The sequence below is a fragment of the Streptomyces sp. NPDC004126 genome (assembly GCF_050275515.1).
GTDB lineage: Bacteria > Actinomycetota > Actinomycetes > Streptomycetales > Streptomycetaceae > Streptomyces.
This window is the reverse complement of record NZ_JBNNPF010000088.1, coordinates 1-19,664: the sequence shown is the minus strand read 5'-3', so window position 1 is coordinate 19,664 and position 19,664 is coordinate 1. Positions and strand designations below refer to the sequence as shown.

At 75.9% G+C, this 19,664-nt stretch carries 2 protein-coding genes; both read left to right on the top strand.

Features of this window, described 5'->3' with window-relative positions:
* The coding region (locus ACQKM2_RS39005) for an SDR family NAD(P)-dependent oxidoreductase (RefSeq protein ID WP_427718504.1) at positions 1-9,188 on the top strand (9,188 nt) is incomplete at its 5' end.
* A gap of 38 nt (positions 9,189-9,226) precedes the next feature.
* The coding region (locus ACQKM2_RS39000) for an SDR family NAD(P)-dependent oxidoreductase (protein WP_427718502.1) at positions 9,227-19,664 on the top strand (10,438 nt) is incomplete at its 3' end.

The window sequence follows — 19,664 nt, the reverse complement described above, 5'->3', positions numbered from 1 at the left end:
GCCGCGGCGAGGGCGGACTCGCCCGGTTCACCACCTCCCTCGCCACCGCCTGGACCCGCGGCGTCGACGTCGACTGGACCACCGTCCTCACCGGCTCCGGCGCCCACGCGGCGACCGAACTGCCCACCTACCCCTTCCAGCGCGCACGCCACTGGCTCGACGCCCCGGACACCGGCAGCGCCGACGTGTCCGCGGCCGGCCTGGCCGAGGCCCGGCACCCGCTGCTGGGCGCGTCCGTACGGGTCGCCGACGGCGACCGGTTCCTGCTGACCGGCCGGATCTCCCTGAACAGCCACCCCTGGCTCGCCGACCACGGCGCGCTGGACACCGTCCTGCTGCCCGGCACCGCCTTCGTCGAACTGGCCGTCCGCGCCGGTGACGAGGCCGGCTGCGCCCAGCTCGAAGAGCTCACCCTCGAAGCCCCCCTCGTGCTCCCGCCCCGCGGAGCCGTCCAGGTCCAGGCCGTCGTCGGAGCCCCCGACGGCTCCGGCCGCCGCTCCGTCGCCGTCTACGCACGGCCCGACGACGCCGACACCGACACCGCCTGGACCCGCCACGCCAACGGCTTCCTGGCCCCCGCCGCCGCCTCCGCGGCGGGCGTGGACCTGGCGGTGTGGCCGCCGGCCGGTGCACGGCCGGTGGACGTGGAGGGGTTCTACGGGCGGACGGCCGAGGCCGGTTACGCGTACGGGCCCGCCTTCCAGGGGCTGAAGACCGCCTGGGCCGTGGACGGGACGGTGTACGCCGAGGTGGCGCTGGATCCGGCACAGCGGGAGGACGCGGCCGCGTTCGGCCTGCACCCGGCCCTCCTCGACGCCGCCCTGCACGCCGAGCAGCTCGTCCGCGCCGCCCGCGGCGAGGACTCCGGCGTCCGGCTCCCGTTCGTGTGGAGCGGCGTGTCCCTCCTCGCCACCGGGGCCGCCTCCCTCCGCCTGCGCATGACCCCCCTCGGCACCGACACGGTCGCACTGGACGTCGCCGACGCCGAGGGCCGCCCCGTGGCCCGCGTCGAGTCGCTCGTGCTGCGGCCCGTCGCCGCCGGAGCCCTGCGCGGCGCACACCGCGACGGACTCCACCGCGTCGAGTGGTCGGCGGTCCCCGCCACCGCGGACGCCGGCGCGCTCCCCGACTGGACCGAGCTGGGCGGCGCCGCCTACCCGCGCCTCGCCGACCTCACCGCCGCCCTCGACCAGGGCCTCGCCGTCCCCTCGACGGTCGTCGTCACCTGCCCGCCCGCCCCGGGCGGGGACACCGGCGGAACCCCGACCGCCGAAGCCGCCCGCGCGGCGACGGCCACCGCCCTCGGCCTCGTCCGGGACTGGCTCGCCGAGGACCGGCTGGCCGCCGCCCGGCTGGTGTTCGTCACCCGCGGCGCCGTCTCCGTACGCGCTGGCGAGGACGTCATCGACCTCGCGCACGCCCCGCTGTGGGGCCTGCTGCGCTCCGCCCAGACGGAGAACCAGGACCGCTTCGTCCTGGTCGACCTCGACCCGTGGGACAACGGCGGCACCGACCTGGCCGCCGCCCTCGCCACCGGGGAACCCCAGCTCGCCGTCCGCGACGGCTCCCTGCTCGTCCCGCGCCTGGTCCGGGCCGCCGACGTGTCCGCCAAGGGCGCCGTCTGGGATCCGGAGGGGACGGTGCTGGTCACCGGTGGTACGGGTGCGCTGGGCGGGCTGGTGGCCCGGCACCTGGTGGCCGAACACGGGGTGCGTTCGCTGTTGCTGACGGGCCGTCGTGGCGCGGATGCGCCGGGCGCGGTGGAGCTCGCGGCCGAGCTGCGGGGGCTGGGTGCCGTGGTGGACGTCGTGGCCTGCGACGCCGCCGACCGGGAGGCCCTGGCCGCGGTCCTGTCCGCTATTCCGGCGGACCGTCCGCTGCGGGGTGTGGTGCACGCTGCGGGTGTCCTGGACGACGGGATGGTGGCGTCGCTGACGGACGAACGGCTCGACGCGGTGATGCGTCCGAAGGTGGACGCCGCGTGGAACCTCCACGAGCTGACCCGCGACCTCGACCTCACCGCCCTCGTCCTCTTCTCCTCCATCGCGGGCGTCTTCGGCAACCCGGGGCAGGCCAACTACGCGGCCGCCAACGCCTTCATGGACGCCCTCGCCCACCGCAGGCACGCCCAGGGCCTCCCCGCCACCGCCCTCGCCTGGGGCCTGTGGGAGCAGTCCAGCGGCATGCTCGCCCACCTCAAGGACGGCGACCTCGGCTGGATGACCCGCGCTGGCATCCTGCCGCTGGCCACCGACCACGCCCTCACCCTGCTCGACACCGCGCTGCGCGCCCCCGGCGACCCCCTGCTGGTCCCCGTACGCCTCGACGCGGCGACCCTGCGGACCCGCGCCGCCGCCGGGCTGCTGCCCGCACTGCTGCGCTCCCTGGTCCGCACCCCCGCCCGCCGAGCCGTCGAGGCGGCCGCCCCGGAGGCCGAGGTCTCCTCACTCGTACGCCGCCTCACCGCCCTCGACGGCGCCGAACGCGAACGCGAACTCCTCGACGTCGTCCGCGGCCGGGTCGCGGCCGTGCTCGGCCACGCCGACCCCTCCGCGATCCGCCCCGACAAGGCGTTCAAGGAACTCGGCTTCGACTCCCTCACCGCCGTCGAACTGCGCAACCAGCTCGGCGCCGCCACCGGCCTGCGGCTGCCCGCCACCATCGTCTTCGACCACCCCACCATCAACGCGGCCGCCCGCTTCCTGCTCACCGAGCTGCTCGGCGCACAGGACGGGGCGACGGCCGCCGGCACCGCGGAGCCGGCCGCGCCGGCCCAGGCCGCGACGGCCTCCGACGAGCCGATCGCCATCGTCGGCATGGCCTGCCGCTACCCCGGCGGCGTCGGCTCGCCCGAGGACCTCTGGCAGCTCGTCGCCGAAGGCCGCGACGCCGTCTCCGGCTTCCCCACCGACCGCGGCTGGGACCTCGCCACCCTCTTCGACCCCGACCCCGAACGGCTGGGCACCAGCTACGCCCGCGAGGGCGGATTCCTCTACGGAGCGGGCGACTTCGACCCCGTCCTCTTCGGGATCTCGCCCCGCGAGGCCCTCGCCATGGACCCGCAGCAGCGGCTCCTCCTCGAAGCCTCCTGGGAGGTCTTCGAACGCGCCGGACTCGACCTCGACACCGTGCGCGGCAGCCGGACCGGCGTCTTCGCCGGAGCCATGCACCACGACTACGCCTTCCGAGTCGAGGAGAACCCGCAGCGCGTCGAGGGGTACGGCCTGACCGGCACCCAGGGCAGCGTGGTCTCCGGCCGCGTCGCCTACACCTTCGGCCTCGAAGGCCCCGCCGTCACCGTCGACACCGCCTGCTCCTCCTCGCTGGTCGCCCTGCACCTGGCCACCCAGGCCCTGCGCGCCGACGAGTGCTCCATGGCGATCGCCGGCGGCGTCGCCGTCATGGCCACCCCCAGCGTGTTCGTCGAGTTCAGCCGCCAGCGCGGCATGGCCGCCGACGGCCGCTGCAAGTCCTTCTCCGCCGACGCCGACGGCACCGGCTGGGCCGAAGGCGTCGGCGTGCTCCTCCTGGAGAAGCTCTCCGACGCCCGCCGCAACGGACACCACGTCCTCGCCGTGGTCCGCGGCACGGCCACCAACCAGGACGGCGCCTCCAACGGGCTCACCGCCCCCAACGGCCCCGCCCAGCAGCGCGTCATCCGCCAGGCCCTCGCCAACGCCCGGCTCGCCCCGCAGGACGTGGACGCGGTCGAGGCCCACGGCACCGGCACCACCCTCGGCGACCCCATCGAGGCCCAGGCCCTGCTGGCCACCTACGGGCAGGACCGGCCCGAGGACCGGCCGCTGCTGCTCGGCTCGCTGAAGTCCAACATCGGACACGCCCAGGCCGCCGCCGGTGTCGCCGGCGTCATCAAGATGGTCATGGCGATGCGGGAGGGCGTGCTGCCGCGCACCCTCCACGCCGACGAACCCAGCCCCGAGGTCGACTGGTCGGCGGGTGCCGTGGAACTCCTCACCGAGGCCGTGGACTGGCCGCGGACCGGCCGCCCGCGCCGGGCCGGCGTCTCCTCGTTCGGCATCAGCGGGACCAACGCCCACGTCGTCATCGAGGAGGGCCCGCAGGAGCCCGCGCCCGCCACGGAGCAGGAGCCCGCCGGGCTGCTGCCCTGGGTGGTCTCGGCCCGCAGCGCCGGAGCCCTGCGCGGCCAGGCCGCACGCCTGCTGGACCTGGACGGCTCCGTCCCCGCCGCGGACGTCGCCACCGCACTGCTCACCACCCGGTCGCCGCTGGAGCACCGCGCGGTGGTGCTCGCCGAGGACCGCGACGGCTTCGCGACCGGACTCCGCGCCCTCGCCGAGGGCGACGGCGCGCCCGGCGTCACGCAGGGCCTCACGGGCACCGGCGAGCGGCTCGCGTTCCTGTTCTCGGGTCAGGGTGCGCAGCGTCCGGGGATGGGCCGGGAGCTGTACGAGGCGCAGCCGGTGTTCGCGGCGGCGTTCGACGAGGTGTGCGGTCACTTCGACTTCCCGCTGAAGGAGATCGTCTTCGGGGGAGGGGACGAGGTCCACCGCACCGAGTTCACCCAGCCCGCCCTGTTCGCGGTCGAGGTCGCGTTGTACCGGCTGGCGGAGTCCTTCGGTCTGCGTCCGGACTTCGTGGCCGGGCATTCGATCGGTGAGATCGCCGCCGCGCACGTCGCGGGGGTGCTTTCGCTGGCCGACGCGGCCCGTCTCGTGGCGGCCCGTGGCGCCCTCATGGGCGCCCTGCCCGAGGGCGGCGCGATGGTCTCCGTACGGGCCGCCGAGGAGGAGATACGTCCGCTGCTGTCGGCCGATGTCGACATCGCTGCGGTCAACGGCCCCCATTCCGTGGTGATTTCGGGCGCTGAGGACGCCGTCCTGGCCGTCGCCGCACAGCTGGCGGAGCAGGGCCGCAAGACGAAGCGTCTGACGGTCTCGCACGCCTTCCACTCGCCGCTGATGGAGCCGATGCTGGAGGCGTTCCGCGAGGTCGCCGAATCCCTGACCCACTCCGCTCCCGCCGTTCCGGTGGTCTCCAACGTCACCGGCGGGCAGATCGCGGAGTTCACGGCCGAGTACTGGGTGGAGCACGTCCGCGGTGCGGTCCGCTTCGCCGACGGGGTGCAGCACCTGGCCGCGCAGGGCGTGGGCCACTTCCTGGAGCTGGGCCCGCAGGGCGTCCTCGCCGCGATGGCGGGGGAGTCGCTCCCGGAGGACTTCTCGGGGCTGCTGACTCCCGTGCTGCGCAAGGACCGTCCCGAGGCGGAGGCCTTCCTCGGCGCCCTCGCCGAGGCCTGGACCCGCGGCCTCCCCGTCGACTGGGCCCCGCTCCTCGCGGGCCGCCCGGCCCGCCGGGTGGACCTGCCGACGTACGCCTTCGAACACGAGCGGTTCTGGCTCGCCCCCGCCCCCGCCTCGAACGGCGCGGCGGCCGGACTCGGCCTGACCTCCGCCGCCCACCCGCTGCTCGGCGCCTCGGTCGACCTGGCCGACGGGGACGGGCTGGTCCTCACCGGCCGGCTGTCCGCCGAGACCCTGCCGTGGGCCGTCGACCACGCGGTGGCAGGAACGGTTCTGCTGCCCGGCACCGCCTTCGTTGAACTCGCGCTCCGCGCCGGCGACGAAGCGGGCTGCGGCCGCCTGGAGGAGCTGACCCTGGAAGCCCCGCTCGCGCTCCCCGAGCGCGGCGCGGCCCGCCTCCAGATCGCGGTGGGCGCCCCGGACGAGGAGTCCGGCTCCCGCAGCGTCGTCATCCACTCCCGGCCCGAGGGCGCCGAGACGGCCCTGCCGTGGACCCGGCACGCCACCGGCACCCTCACCGCCGCCGGCCCCGCGCCGAGCGCCGCGGAGTTCGCGGTGTGGCCGCCGGCCGGGGCCCGGCCGGTCGACCTGCGCGGGTTCTACGAGGGCCTCGCCGACGCCGGTTACGCCTACGGGCCCGCCTTCCAGGGCCTCAAGGCCGCCTGGCGGTCCGGCGAGGAGGTCTACGCCGAGGTCGCCCTCGACCCGGCCCGGCAGGAGGAGGCCGCCGCGTTCGGCGTGCACCCGGCCCTGCTCGACGCCTCACTGCACGGCATGCTGCTCGACGTCGCGTCCGGCGCCGACGGCGGCCTGCGGCTGCCCTTCGCCTGGAGCGGGGTGACCGTGCACGCCGAAGGCGCCTCGGCCGTACGGGTCCGCCTGGTGCCCGCGGGCGCCGACGCGGTGGCGGTCACCGTCGTGGACCCGGGCGGGCTGCCGGTCGCGACCATCGACTCCCTCACCCTGCTGCCCGTCTCCCACGACCAGCTGCACCGGGCGAGGTCGGCCGACCAGGACGCCCTGTACCGGGTCGACTGGACGACAGCCACCGCCGCCGACGAGCCGCAGCTGAACTGGGCGGTCCTCGGCTCCCCGGCCGACCCGGACGAGGAGGGCCTGCCGGCCCACCCCGACCTCCGGGCGCTGGCCGCCGCCGTCGCCGGCGGCGCCCCCGCCCCCGACGCGGTGCTGCTGCCGGTTCCCCGGACGCGCACCGCCGTGGAGGCGGACGCCGTACGGGAGGCCACCGCGGCCCTGCTGGACACCCTCCAGCACTGGCTCGCCGAGCCCGCGTTCGCCTCGTCCCGCCTGGTCGTGGCGACGCGCGGCGCGGTCGCGGCCCGCCCGGGCGAGGACGTCACCGACCTGACGCACGCCGGGCTCTGGGGCCTGGTGCGCTCCGCGCAGGCCGAGAACCCGGGCAGGCTCGTCCTCGTCGACACGGACACCGCCGTCGAGGACGCCCCGGTGATCCCGGCCGTCGCCACCGGCGAGAGCCAGATCGCCGTCCGCGACGGGGAGTTCCTCGTCCCGCGGCTGGCCCGCACCGACGCGGGGGCCCTGCTCGCCCCGCCGCAGGACGCCCCGCACTGGCGGCTCGACACCACCGGCGGCGGCACCCTGGAGAGCCTGGCCCTCACCCCGTTCCCGGAGGCCGCCGAACCGCTGGCCCCCGGCCAGGTGCGGATCGCGGTCCGCGCCGCCGGTCTGAACTTCCGCGACGTCCTGATGGCGCTCGGCATGTACCCGGACAAGATCGTCCTGGGCAGCGAGGCCTCCGGCGTCGTCACCGAGACGGGCCCCGGCGTCACCCACCTCGCCCCCGGCGACCGGGTGATGGGCATGGTGCCGCACGCCTTCGGCGAGGTGGCCGTCGCCGACGCGCGGATGCTGGCGCGGATGCCGGAGGGCTGGTCCTTCGAGCAGGCCGCCTCGGTGCCCGCGGTGTTCCTGACCGCCTACTACGCGCTCGTCGACCTGGCCGGGCTCACGGCCGGGGAACGCGTCCTCGTGCACTCGGCGGCCGGCGGCGTCGGCATGGCCGCCGTGCAGCTGGCCCGCCACCTGGGGGCCGAGGTGTTCGGCACGGCCAGCGAGGGCAAGTGGGGAGTCCTGCGCCGGCAGGTCAGGCTGGAGGGCGCCCACTACGGGTCCTCCCGCTCGACCTCCTTCGAGCAGCGGTTCACGCACGCGACGGGCGGCCGCGGCATGGACGTGGTCCTGGACTGCCTGGCCGGGGAACTGGTCGACGCCTCGCTGCGGCTGCTGCCGCGCGGCGGCCGCTTCATCGAGATGGGCAAGACCGACATCCGCGACCCGCAGGACGTGGCCGACGCCTACCCGGGCGTCCGCTACCGGGCCTTCGACCTGATGGAGGCCGGTCCGGAGCGGATCGGCGAAATGCTCGCCGAGCTGGGCCGGCTGTTCGACGCGGGTGTGCTGCGGCCGCTGCCGGTCCGGGCCTGGGACATCCGGCGGGCGCCCGAGGCGTTCCGCTTCATGAGCCAGGCCAAGCACGTGGGCAAGATCGTCCTGACGGTCCCGCAGGGCTGGGACCCGGCCGGCACCGTCCTCGTCACCGGCGGTACGGGCACCCTGGGCGCGCTGGTGGCCAAGCACCTGGTCACCGCGCACGGCGTACGGCACCTGCTGCTGGCGGGCCGGCGCGGCCCGGACGCCCCCGGCGCGGCCGAACTCGTCGCCGAGATCGCCGAGTTGGGCGGTGCGGCCGAGGTCGTGGCCTGTGACGCCGCCGACCGGGACGCGCTCACCGCGCTCCTCGCCGCCATTCCGGCCGACCGGCCGCTGCGGGGCGTCATCCACACCGCCGGGGTCGTCGACGACGGCGTCCTCGAATCCCTCGACGCCGACCGCCTGGACCGCGTCCTGCGGCCCAAGGTCGACGCCGCCGTCAACCTGCACGAACTCACCCGCGACCTCGACCTCACCGCCTTCGTCCTCTACTCGTCGGCGGCCGGCGTCCTCGGCAACGCGGGCCAGGCCAACTACGCGGCGGGCAACTCCTTCCTGGACGCCCTCGCCCAGCACCGGCGCGCCCACGGCCGGCCCGGCGTCTCCCTCGCCTGGGGCCACTGGGCCGAGTCCAGCGGCATGACCGCCGGACTCGACACCACCGACCTCGCCCGCCTCGGCCGGTCCGGCTTCCTGCCCATGACCAACGAGCAGGGCCTGACCCTCCTCGACGACTCCCTGCGCCAGGACGAGCCGCTGCTCGCCCCCGTCCGGCTGGACCTGGCCGGACTGCGCGGCCAGGCCCGCGACGGCTCCCTGCCCGACGTGCTCAAGGGCCTCGTACGCGCCCCGGCCCGCCGCATCGCCGGACCGGCCGCCGCCGAGGGCACCGAACCGCTGGGCCGGCGGCTCGCCGCCCAGCCGGAATCGGAGCGGGAACACCTGCTGCTGGACCTGGTGCGGACCAACGTAGCCACCGTCCTCGGGCACGGGGCGCCCGCCGCCGTCGGCGCGGACCGCACCTTCAAGGAACTCGGCTTCGACTCGCTGACCGCCGTCGAGTTCCGCAACCGGCTGGGGGCCGCCACCGGACTGCGGCTGCCCCCCACGCTGATCTTCGACTACCCGACGGCAGGCACCCTCGCCAAGCACCTGCTGAACGAGCTGGTGCCCGAGGAGACCGCCGCCCCCGGCGCCGACCTGCTCGCCGAACTCGGCCGCTTCGAGGCGGCCGTGTTCGCCGCCGATCCGGAGGCACCCGGACACGACGAGGTGACCGGCCGCATCGAGGACCTCCTCCAGCGCTGGAAGGCGGCCGCGGCCGCCTCCGCGCCGACGGCGCCCGCCGCCGGCGAGGACGTCGCGGACCGCCTCCAGTCGGCCTCGGCCGACGAGGTACTCGACTTCATCCAGAACGAGCTCGGGGTCTCCTGATCCCCGGCGACCGCGAGAACAGGGAAGGACACGCCGCGATGGCGAACGAGGACAAGCTGGTCGAGTCCCTCAAGCGAGTGGCCGCCGAGCTCCACGAGACCCGGCAGCGGCTCAGTGAGGCCGAGAGCCGGGGCAGCGAGCCCATCGCCCTGGTGGGCATGGCCTGCCGCTACCCGGGCGGGGTCCGCTCCCCCGAGGACCTGTGGCGGCTGGTGGCCGAGGGACGCGACGCGATATCCGGGTTCCCGGCCGACCGCGGCTGGGACCTGGACACCCTCTACCACCCGGACCCCGACCACCCCGGGACCACCTACACCCGCTCCGGCGGCTTCCTGCACGACGCGCCGGAGTTCGACCCCGGCCTGTTCGGCATCTCCCCGCGCGAGGCACTCGCCATGGACCCGCAGCAGCGGGTCCTGCTGGAGACCTCCTGGGAGGCGCTCGAACGGACCGGGCTCGACCCCGCCACCCTCAAGGGCACCCAGACCGGCGTGTACGTGGGCGCCGCGACACCCGCCTACATCGTCGGAGGACACAACACCCAGGGCGGCGCCGAGGGCTACTCCCTCACCGGCACCTCCGGCAGCGTCGTCTCCGGACGGCTCGCCTACCACTACGGCTTCGAGGGACCGGCCGTCACCGTCGACACCGCCTGCTCCTCCTCCCTCGTCGCCCTGCACCTCGCCGCCCAGGCCCTCCGCAACGGCGAATGCTCGATGGCACTCGCCGGCGGCGTCAGCGTCATGTCCGTCCCCGGCCTCTTCGTCGAGTTCAGCCGCCAGCGCGGCCTGTCCGAGGACGGCCGCTGCAAGGCCTTCGCCGCCGCCGCCGACGGCACCGGCTGGGGCGAGGGCGTCGGCGTCATCGTCCTCGAACGGCTCTCCGACGCCCGCCGCAACGGCCACCGCGTCCTCGCCGTCATCCGCGGCTCCGCCACCAACCAGGACGGCGCCTCCAACGGCCTCGCCGCCCCCAACGGCCCCTCCCAGCAGCGCGTCATCCGCCAGGCCCTCGCCAACGCCCGGCTGCGCGGCCGGGACGTCGACGCCGTCGAGGCCCACGGCACCGGCACCACCCTCGGCGACCCCATCGAGGCCCAGGCCGTCATCGCCACCTACGGCCAGGACCGGCCGCAGGACACCCCGCTGTGGCTGGGCTCCCTCAAGACCAACATCGGACACACCGCCGCGGCCGCCGGCATCGCCGGAGTCATCAAGATGACGATGGCGATCCGCAACGGCGTCCTCCCCAAGACCCTCCACGTCGACGAGCCCACCCCGCACGTCGACTGGTCGGCCGGCGCCGTCGAACTCCTCACCGACGCCCGCGAGTGGCCCGACCACGAACGCCCCCGCCGGGCCGCCGTCTCCGCGTTCGGCATCAGCGGCACCAACGCCCACCTCATCCTGGAACAGGCCGCACCCGCCGAGGAGGACACCCCCGCCCCGGCCCCGGCCGCCCCCGCCCCCTTCACGGCCGCGGCACCCACGCCCTGGCCGCTCTCCGGCCACAGCGAGGCCGCCCTCCGCGGCCAGGCCGCCCGGCTGCACGCCTTCACCGCCGGCACGGACGGCGACGCCGCCCCCGACGCGGACGCCCCGCGCCCCGCCGACACCGCCCTCTCCCTCGCCGTCACCCGCTCCGCACTGACCCACCGCGCGGTCGTCGTGGCCGGCCCGGACGCCGGCGACGACTCCCGGCCGGACGCGCTCGCCCGGCTCGCCGCCGGCGACAGCGCCGCCCGGCTCGTCGAGGGCACCGCCGACATCGAGGGCAAGACCGCCTTCGTCTTCCCCGGCCAGGGCTCCCAGTGGGTCGGCATGGCCGTCGAACTGTACGGGACCTCCCCGGCGTTCGCCGCCCGCCTCGACGAGTGCGCCGCGGCCCTCGCCCCCCACACCGACTGGTCCCTCCTCGCCGTCCTGCGCCAGGAGGACGGCGCGCCCGGCTTCGACCGCGTCGACGTCGTCCAGCCCGTCCTGTGGGCCGTCATGGTCTCCCTCGCCGAGCTGTGGCGCGCGAGCGGCATCGAACCCGACGCCGTCGTCGGCCACTCCCAGGGAGAGATCGCCGCAGCCGCCGTCTCCGGCGCCCTGTCCCTCCAGGACGCCGCGAAGGTCTCCGCCCTGCGCGCCAAGGCCCTCCTCGCCCTGGCCGGCAAGGGCGGCATGATGTCCGTCGCCGACACCGCCGACGCCGTCGCCGAACGCATCCGCGCCTGGGGCGACCGGCTCGCCGTCGCCGCCGTCAACGGCCCCCGCTCCACCGTCGTCTCCGGCACCCCGCAGGCCCTCGACGAACTGCTCGCCGCCTGCGAGGCCGACGGCGTCCGCGCCCGCCGCGTCAACGTCGACTACGCCTCCCACGGCCCCCAGGTCGAGGAGATCCGCGACGCCGTCATCGGCGCCCTCGCCGGCATCACCCCCCGCAAGACCCGCGTCCCCTTCCTGTCCACGGTCACCGGACGGCCCGTCGACGGCACCGAACTCGACGCCGAGTACTGGTACACCAACCTGCGCCGCACCGTGCGCTTCGAGGACGGCATCCGCGCCCTCCTCGAACGCGGCCACGGCTTCTTCATCGAGGCCAGCGCCCACCCCGTGCTCACCGTCGGCGTCCAGGAGACCATCGACGCCGCCGGCCTGCCCGCCGTCGCCCTCGGCTCCCTGCGCCGCGACGAAGGCGGCCCGCAGCGCTTCCTCACCTCCCTCGCCGAGGCCTGGACCCGCGGCGCCTCCCCCGACTGGACCGCCGTCCTCGCCGGCCACGCCCCCCGTACGGTCGACCTGCCCACGTACGCCTTCCAGCGCCACCGGTACTGGGCCGAGGCGGCGGCCGGCGGGGCCGACGTCTCCGCCGCGGGCCTGGCCGACGCCGGACACCCGCTGCTGGGCGCCTCCGTACGCTCCGCCGACGGCGACCGCTTCCTGCTGACCGGCCGCATCTCCCTGGGCGGCCACCCCTGGCTCGCCGACCACGCCGTCGGCGACACCGTCCTCCTGCCCGGCACCGCCTTCGTCGAACTCGCCGTCCGCGCGGGCGACGAGGCCGGCTGCGGACAACTGCGCGAACTCACCCTGGAAACCCCCCTCGCCCTGCCCGCGACCGGCACCGTCCAGCTCCAGCTGGTGGTCGGAGAACCCGCCGCCGACGGCAGCCGCCCGGTTTCCGTCCACGCACGGCCCGACGACTCCGGCCCGGACACCGCCTGGACCCGGCACGCCACCGGTGTCGTCGCCCCCGCCGCCGCCTCCGCGGCGGGCGTGGACCTGGCGGTGTGGCCGCCGGCCGGTGCACGGCCGGTGGACGTGGAGGGGTTCTACGGGCGGACGGCCGAGGCCGGTTACGCGTACGGGCCCGCCTTCCAGGGCCTCAAGGCCGCCTGGACCGAGGGCGGGACCGTGTACGCGGAAGTCGCGCTGGACTCCGCGCGGCGCGAGGAGGCGGCCGCGTTCGGCCTGCACCCCGCCCTCCTCGACGCCGCCCTGCACGCCGCGCTCCTCGGCACCGGCACCGGCACCGGCACCGCCGCCGACGGCGTCCGGCTGCCCTTCGCCTGGAGCGGGGTCACCCTGCACGCCACCGGAGCGGCCGCCCTGCGGGTCCGCATCACCCCGGCCGCCGGCGGCGAACTCGCCGTGGACCTCGCCGACCCCGAGGGCCGGCCCGTCGCCACCGTGGACGCCCTCAGCCTGCTGCCCGTCGCCCCGGACCGCCTCCAGGGCCCCCGCACGGACACCCTGCACCGCGTCACCTGGAACGGCGTCCCCCTGCCCGCCGACGCGCCCGCCGACGGCTGGGCCGAGCTCGGCGGCGCCGGCTTCCCCGACCTGGGCGCACTCGCCGCCGCCCTCGACGCCGGAACCGCCGCCCCCACCCACGTCCTCCTCACCCACCCGCGCCCCGGCACGGACCCCGCCGCCGGAGACGACCCGGCCCGCGCAGCCCGCACCACCACGGCCGCGCTCCTGGCCACCCTCCGCGACTGGCTCGCCGACGAACGCCTCGCCGCCCTGCGCCTCGTCGTCACCACCACCGGCGCGGTCCGCACCGGCCCCGGCGACCCCGCGCCCGACCTGACCCTCGCCCCGCTGTGGGGCCTGGTCCGCTCGGCCCAGTCCGAACACCCCGACCGGATCCAGCTCGTCGACCTCGACGGCACCGACGACTCCCGCGCCGCCCTGGAACGGGCCGTCGCCACCGGCGAGCCCCAGCTCGCCCTGCGCACGGGCACCGCCCTCTCCCCGCGCCTGGTCCGGGCCACCGCCGCACCCGGCGGCGACCCCGTCTGGGATCCGGAGGGGACGGTGCTGGTCACCGGTGGTACGGGTGCGCTGGGCGGGTTGGTGGCCCGGCACCTGGTGGTGGAGCACGGGGTGCGTTCGCTGCTGCTGACGGGTCGTCGTGGAGCGGATGCGCCGGGTGTGGTGGAACTGGCCGGTTCGCTGCGGGCGTTGGGTGCCGTGGTGGACGTCGTGGCCTGTGACGCCGCCGACCGGGAGGCTCTGGCTGCCGTGCTGGCGGCCATTCCGGCGGAGCGTCCGCTGCGGGGTGTGGTCCATGCGGCGGGTGTGCTGGACGACGGTCTGGTCGGATCCCTGACGGACGAGCGCCTGGACGCGGTGATGCGTCCGAAGGTGGACGCCGCGTGGAACCTCCACGAGCTGACCCGCGACCTCGACCTCACCGCCCTCGTCCTCTTCTCCTCCGCCGCGGGTGTCCTCGGCAACCCGGGGCAGGCCAACTACGCGGCCGCCAACGCCTTCATGGACGCCCTCGCCGCCCACCGCCGCCACCACGGCCTGCCGGCCCACTCCCTGGCCTGGGGCCTGTGGGAGACCAGCGGCCTCACCGGCCACCTCACGGACGGAGACCTCGGCTGGGCCGCCCGAGCCGGCATCCTCCCGCTCAGCGCCGCCCAGGGCCTCGCCGCCCTCGACACGGCCACCGCCGACACCGACGCCGAACCCGTCCTCGTCCCCGTACGCCTCGACGCGGCGACCCTGCGGACCCGCGCCGCTGCCGGGCTGCTGCCCGCACTGCTGCGCTCCCTGGTCCGCACCCCCGCCCGCCGCGCCGTCGAAACCGGCTCCGACACCGAGGCCTCCTCCCTCGCCCGGCGGCTCGCCCCGCTCGGCGAGAACGAACGCGAACGCGAACTCCTCGGCCTCGTCAGCGGCCAGGTGGCCGCCGTGCTCGGCCACGCCGACCCCTCGGCGATCCGCCCCGACGCGGCCTTCAAGGAACTCGGCTTCGACTCCCTCACCGCCGTCGAACTGCGCAACCGGCTGAACGCGGCCACCGGCCTCAAACTGGCCGCCACGCTCGTCTTCGACCACCCCACCCCCGCCGCCCTGGCCCGCCACCTCCTCGCCGGGATCCTCACCCCCGCCACCACCACCCCCTCCCCGGCCGCCCCCGCGCCCGCCCACGCCCCCGACGAGCCGATCGCGATCGTCGGCATGGCCTGCCGCTACCCCGGCGGGGTCGCCTCGCCCGAGGACCTCTGGCAGCTCGTCACCGAAGGCCGCGACGCCGTCTCCGGCTTCCCCACCGACCGCGGCTGGGACCTCGACGCCCTCTACGACCCCGAAGGACGCCGCCCCGGCACCTCGTACACCCGCAACGGCGGCTTCCTCTACGACGCCGCGGACTTCGACCCCGAACTCTTCGGGATCTCCCCGCGCGAGGCCGTCACCATGGACCCGCAGCAGCGGCTCCTCCTCGAAGCCTCCTGGGAGGCCTTCGAACGCGCCGGACTCGACCCGGCGGACCGCAAGGGAACGCGCACCGGCGTCTTCGCCGGCGTCATGTACCACGACTACGCCAGCCACGTGGAGCGCGCCGCCGACAGCGCCGAGGGCTACCTGCTCACCGGCACCTCCGGCAGCGTCGTCTCCGGCCGCCTCTCCTACGCCTTCGGCCTGGAGGGCCCGGCCGTCACCGTCGACACCGCCTGCTCCTCCTCCCTCGTCGCCCTGCACCTGGCCGCCCAGGCCCTCCGGGCCGGCGAGTGCACCATGGCGCTGGCCGGCGGCGTCACCGTCATGGCCACCCCCAGCGTGTTCGTCGAGTTCAGCAAGCAGCGCGGACTGTCCTCCGACGGCCGCTGCAAGTCCTTCTCCGCCGCCGCGGACGGGGCCGGCTGGTCCGAAGGCGCCGGCGTGCTCCTCCTGGAGAAGCTCTCCGACGCCCAGGCCAACGGCCACCGCGTCCTCGCCGTGCTCCGCGGCTCGGCCGTCAACCAGGACGGCGCCAGCAACGGCCTGACCGCACCCAACGGCCCCTCCCAGCAGCGGGTCATCGAACAGGCCCTCGCCAACGCCCGGCTGACCGCGCACGACGTGGACGCCGTCGAGGCCCACGGCACCGGCACCACCCTCGGCGACCCCATCGAGGCGCAGGCCCTCCTCGCCACCTACGGCCAGGGCCGGCCCGAGGACCGGCCGCTGTGGCTCGGCTCCGTGAAGTCCAACATCGGACACGCCCAGGCCGCCGCCGGCGTCGCGGGCGTCATCAAGATGGTCATGGCCCTGCGCGAAGGGATCCTGCCCAAGACCCTGCACGTCGACGAGCCGTCGGCCCACGTCGACTGGTCGGCGGGCGCGGTGGAACTCCTCACCGAGGCCGTGGACTGGCCCCAGACCGACCGTCCGCGCCGCGCGGGCGTCTCCTCCTTCGGCGCCAGCGGCACCAACGCCCACGTCGTACTGGAACAGGCACCCGCGACGGCACCCGTCCCCGCGGCCGCCGACACCGACGGCGGCCCGGTCACGTGGACCGTCTCCGGCCGCGGCCCCGAGGCCCTGCGCGCCCAGGCGGCACGGCTCGCCGAGTACGCCCGTACGCACACCGGCCTGGACCCGCGAGCCGTCGCGCACTCCCTCGCCACCACCCGCTCCGCGCTCGAACACCGGGGCGCGGTGACCGCCACCGGCCTGGACGGCCTGCTGGCCGGACTCGACGCCCTGACCACCGCCGCCAAGGCCCCGGTCCAGCCCGGGAAGCTGGCCTTCCTGTTCTCCGGTCAGGGTGCGCAGCGTCCGGGGATGGGGCGTGGGCTGTACGAGGCGCAGCCGGTGTTCGCGGCGGCGTTCGACGAGGTGTGCGCCCACTTCGACCTGCCGCTGAAGGAGCTGGTGTTCGGCGGCGGTGAGGAGATCCACCGCACCGAGAACACCCAGCCGGCCCTGTTCGCCGTGGAGGTGGCCCTGTACCGGCTGGCCGAGTCCTTCGGCCTGCGCCCGGACTTCGTGGCCGGGCACTCGATCGGCGAGATCGCCGCAGCCCACGTCGCCGGGGTGCTGTCGCTGGCCGACGCGGCCCGTCTCGTGGCGGCCCGCGGCGCGCTGATGGGTGCGCTGCCCGAGGGCGGGGCGATGGTCTCTATCCGTGCCACCGAGGAGGAGGTACGTCCGCTGCTGTCGGCGGATGTCGACATCGCCGCGGTCAACGGGCCTTCCTCCCTGGTGATTTCGGGCGCCGAGGACGCCGTCCTGGCCGTCGCCGCACAGCTGGCGGAGCAGGGCCGCAAGACCAAGCGTCTGACGGTCTCGCACGCCTTCCACTCGCCCCTCATGGAGCCGATGCTCGACGCGTTCCGCGAGGTCGCCGAGACCCTGACCCACTCCGCTCCCGCCATCCCGGTCGTCTCCAACGTCACCGGCGGGCAGATCGCGGAGTTCACGGCCGAGTACTGGGTCGAGCACGTCCGCGGTGCGGTCCGCTTCGCCGACGGGGTGCAGCACCTCGCAGCCCAGGGCGTCGCCCACTTCCTGGAGCTGGGCCCGCAGGGCGTCCTCGCCGCCATGGCGGGGGAGTCCCTGTCCGAGGAGTTCTCCGGGCTGCTCGCCCCCGTCCTGCGCAAGGACCGTCCCGAGGCGGAGGCCTTCCTCGGCGCCCTCGCCGAGGCCTGGACCCGCGGCCTCCCCGTCGACCGGGCGGCCCTGGCCGGCGGTACGGCGGCGGCCCCGGCCACCGTGGACCTTCCCACGTACGCCTTCCAGCGCAGCCGCTACTGGCCGCGCCCCGCCGCCTCCGCCTCCGCGGACGTGCTCGCGGCCGGGCTCGGCGCTGCCGGACACCCGCTGCTCGGCGCCACCGTGACCCCCGCCGACGGAGGGCAGTTGCTGCTCACCGGGCGGATCTCCCTGCACACCCACCCCTGGCTCGCCGACCACGCCGTGGCGGGAACGGTCCTGCTGCCCGGCACCGCCTTCGTGGAACTCGCGCTCCGCGCGGGCGACGAGGCGGGCTGCGGCGAGCTGGACGAGCTCACCATCGAGACGCCCCTCGTCGTCCCCGACCGGGGTGGCGTCCTGCTCCAGGTCCTCGTCGGGGCCGTGGACGAGGACGGCGGGCGGCCGGTGAGCGTCCACTCGCGCCCCGAGGACGCCGACGCCGTCTGGACCCGGCATGCCGCAGGGCGGCTCGCCCCTGCCCCCGAAACGGCCCCCGAACCCCTGTCCGACCTGGCCGTATGGCCTCCGGCGGACGCCGAGCCGGTCGACCTCGACGGGTTCTATGAGGGGCTCGCCGCAGCCGGTTACGGGTACGGGCAGGCCTTCCAGGGGTTGGCCCGGGCCTGGCGTCGGAGCGACGGTGACGTGGTGTTCGCCGAGGTGGGGCTGCCCGATGCGCAGCAGGATGAGGCGGGCTGGTTTGCACTGCATCCGGCCCTGCTCGACGCTGCGCTGCACGGGCTCGCTGTCGCCGGGCCGGCCACGGACGCGGGGCAGGTCCGCCTGCCCTTCGCCTGGAGCGGTGTGCGTCTGCACGCCGTGGGCGCGTCCAGGCTGAGGGTGCGGCTGACGCCGGCCGGCCCGGACTCCCTCTCGCTCGACATCGCGGACCCGGCCGGCCATCCGGTCGTGTCCGTCGCCTCGCTGGCGACCCGTACGGTCGCCGCCGAGCAGCTGACCGCCGCCGTGGCGGGGGCGGGACACTCCGACGCCCTCTACCGCCTCGACTGGACCGCCGCCCCGCCGGCCGCCGGAACCCCCGGCGGGCCCCGGGTGACGGTCGGCGGCGCGGGTGCGGACCACGCGGACCTCGCTTCCCTGCGGGCCGCCCTCGACGAGGGCGCGCCGGTCCCTGCCGCGGTCCTCCTGCACACCGGATCCCCGGCCGCGGGAGCGGCCCGGGCCGCGCACGGGACCACCGCCGCGCTGCTCGGCACCCTCCAGGCCTGGCTGGCCGACGAGCGCCTCGACGCCACCCGGCTGGTCGTCGCCACGCGCGGCGCGGTGGCCGTGCTGCCCGGCGAGGACGTCACGGACCTGGCCCAGGCGCCCCTGTGGGGTCTGGTGCGGGCCGCGCAGGCCGAGAACCCCGGCCGCTTCGTCCTCCTCGACCTCGACACGGACGTCGACGCGGACGTCGACGGTGCCACCGGACCCTCCGTCCCCGACGCGGTGCTCACCGGGAACGAGCCGCAGGCCGCGCTCCGCGACGGCGCGCTGCTCGTACCGCGCCTGATCCCGTCCGCAGCCCCGGGCGGCGCCCTGGTGCTGCCCGCCGGCTCCTCCTGGATCCTCAACAGCACCGAGGCCGGGACGCTCGACAACCTGGGCTTCGTACCCTCCCCGGCCGCCGGGATGGAGCTCGCCGAGGGCGAGATCCGCGTCGCGGTCCGCGCCGCCGGCCTGAACTTCCGCGACGTGATGATCGCGCTCGGCATGTACCCGGGCCTGGCCCGCATGGGCAACGAGGGCGCCGGCGTCGTCACCGAGGTGGGCCCCGGCGTCACCGGCATCGAGGTCGGCGACAAGGTCACCGGCCTCATCCGGGGCGCGTTCGGCCCCGTCGCGGTCGTCGACCACCGCCTGGTCGTCCGCGTCCCCGACGGCTGGACCTTCGAGCAGGCCGCCGCGATCCCGACCGTGTTCCTCACCGCCTACTACGGGCTCGTCGACCTGGCGGGCCTGAAGGCCGGCGAGCGGGTCCTCGTCCACGCCACCGCCGGAGGCGTCGGCATGGCCGCCGTGCAGCTCATCCGCCACCTGGGTGCCGAGGTGTTCGGCACGGCCAGCGAGGGCAAGTGGGACGTGCTGCGCGAACTCGGCCTGGACGAGGCGCACATCGCGTCCTCCCGCGACGCCTCCTTCGAGGAGCGGTTCTCCGCCGCCACCGGCGGCGAGGGCGTCGACGTGGTCCTGGACTGCCTGGCCGGGGAACTGGTCGACGCCTCGCTGCGGCTGCTGCCGCGCGGCGGCCGCTTCCTGGAGATGGGCAAGACCGACGTACGCGACCCCGAGGAGGTCGCCCGGCTCCACCCCGGAGTGACGTACCAGGCCTTCGACATGGTCGAGGGCGCCGGTCCGGAGCGGATCGGCGAGATGCTCGCCGAGCTGGGCCGGCTGTTCGACGCGGGCGTGCTCCAGCCGCTGCCGGTCCGGGCCTGGGACATCCGGCGGGCGCCCGAGGCGTTCCGCTTCATGAGCCAGGCCAAGCACGTGGGCAAGATCGTCCTGACGG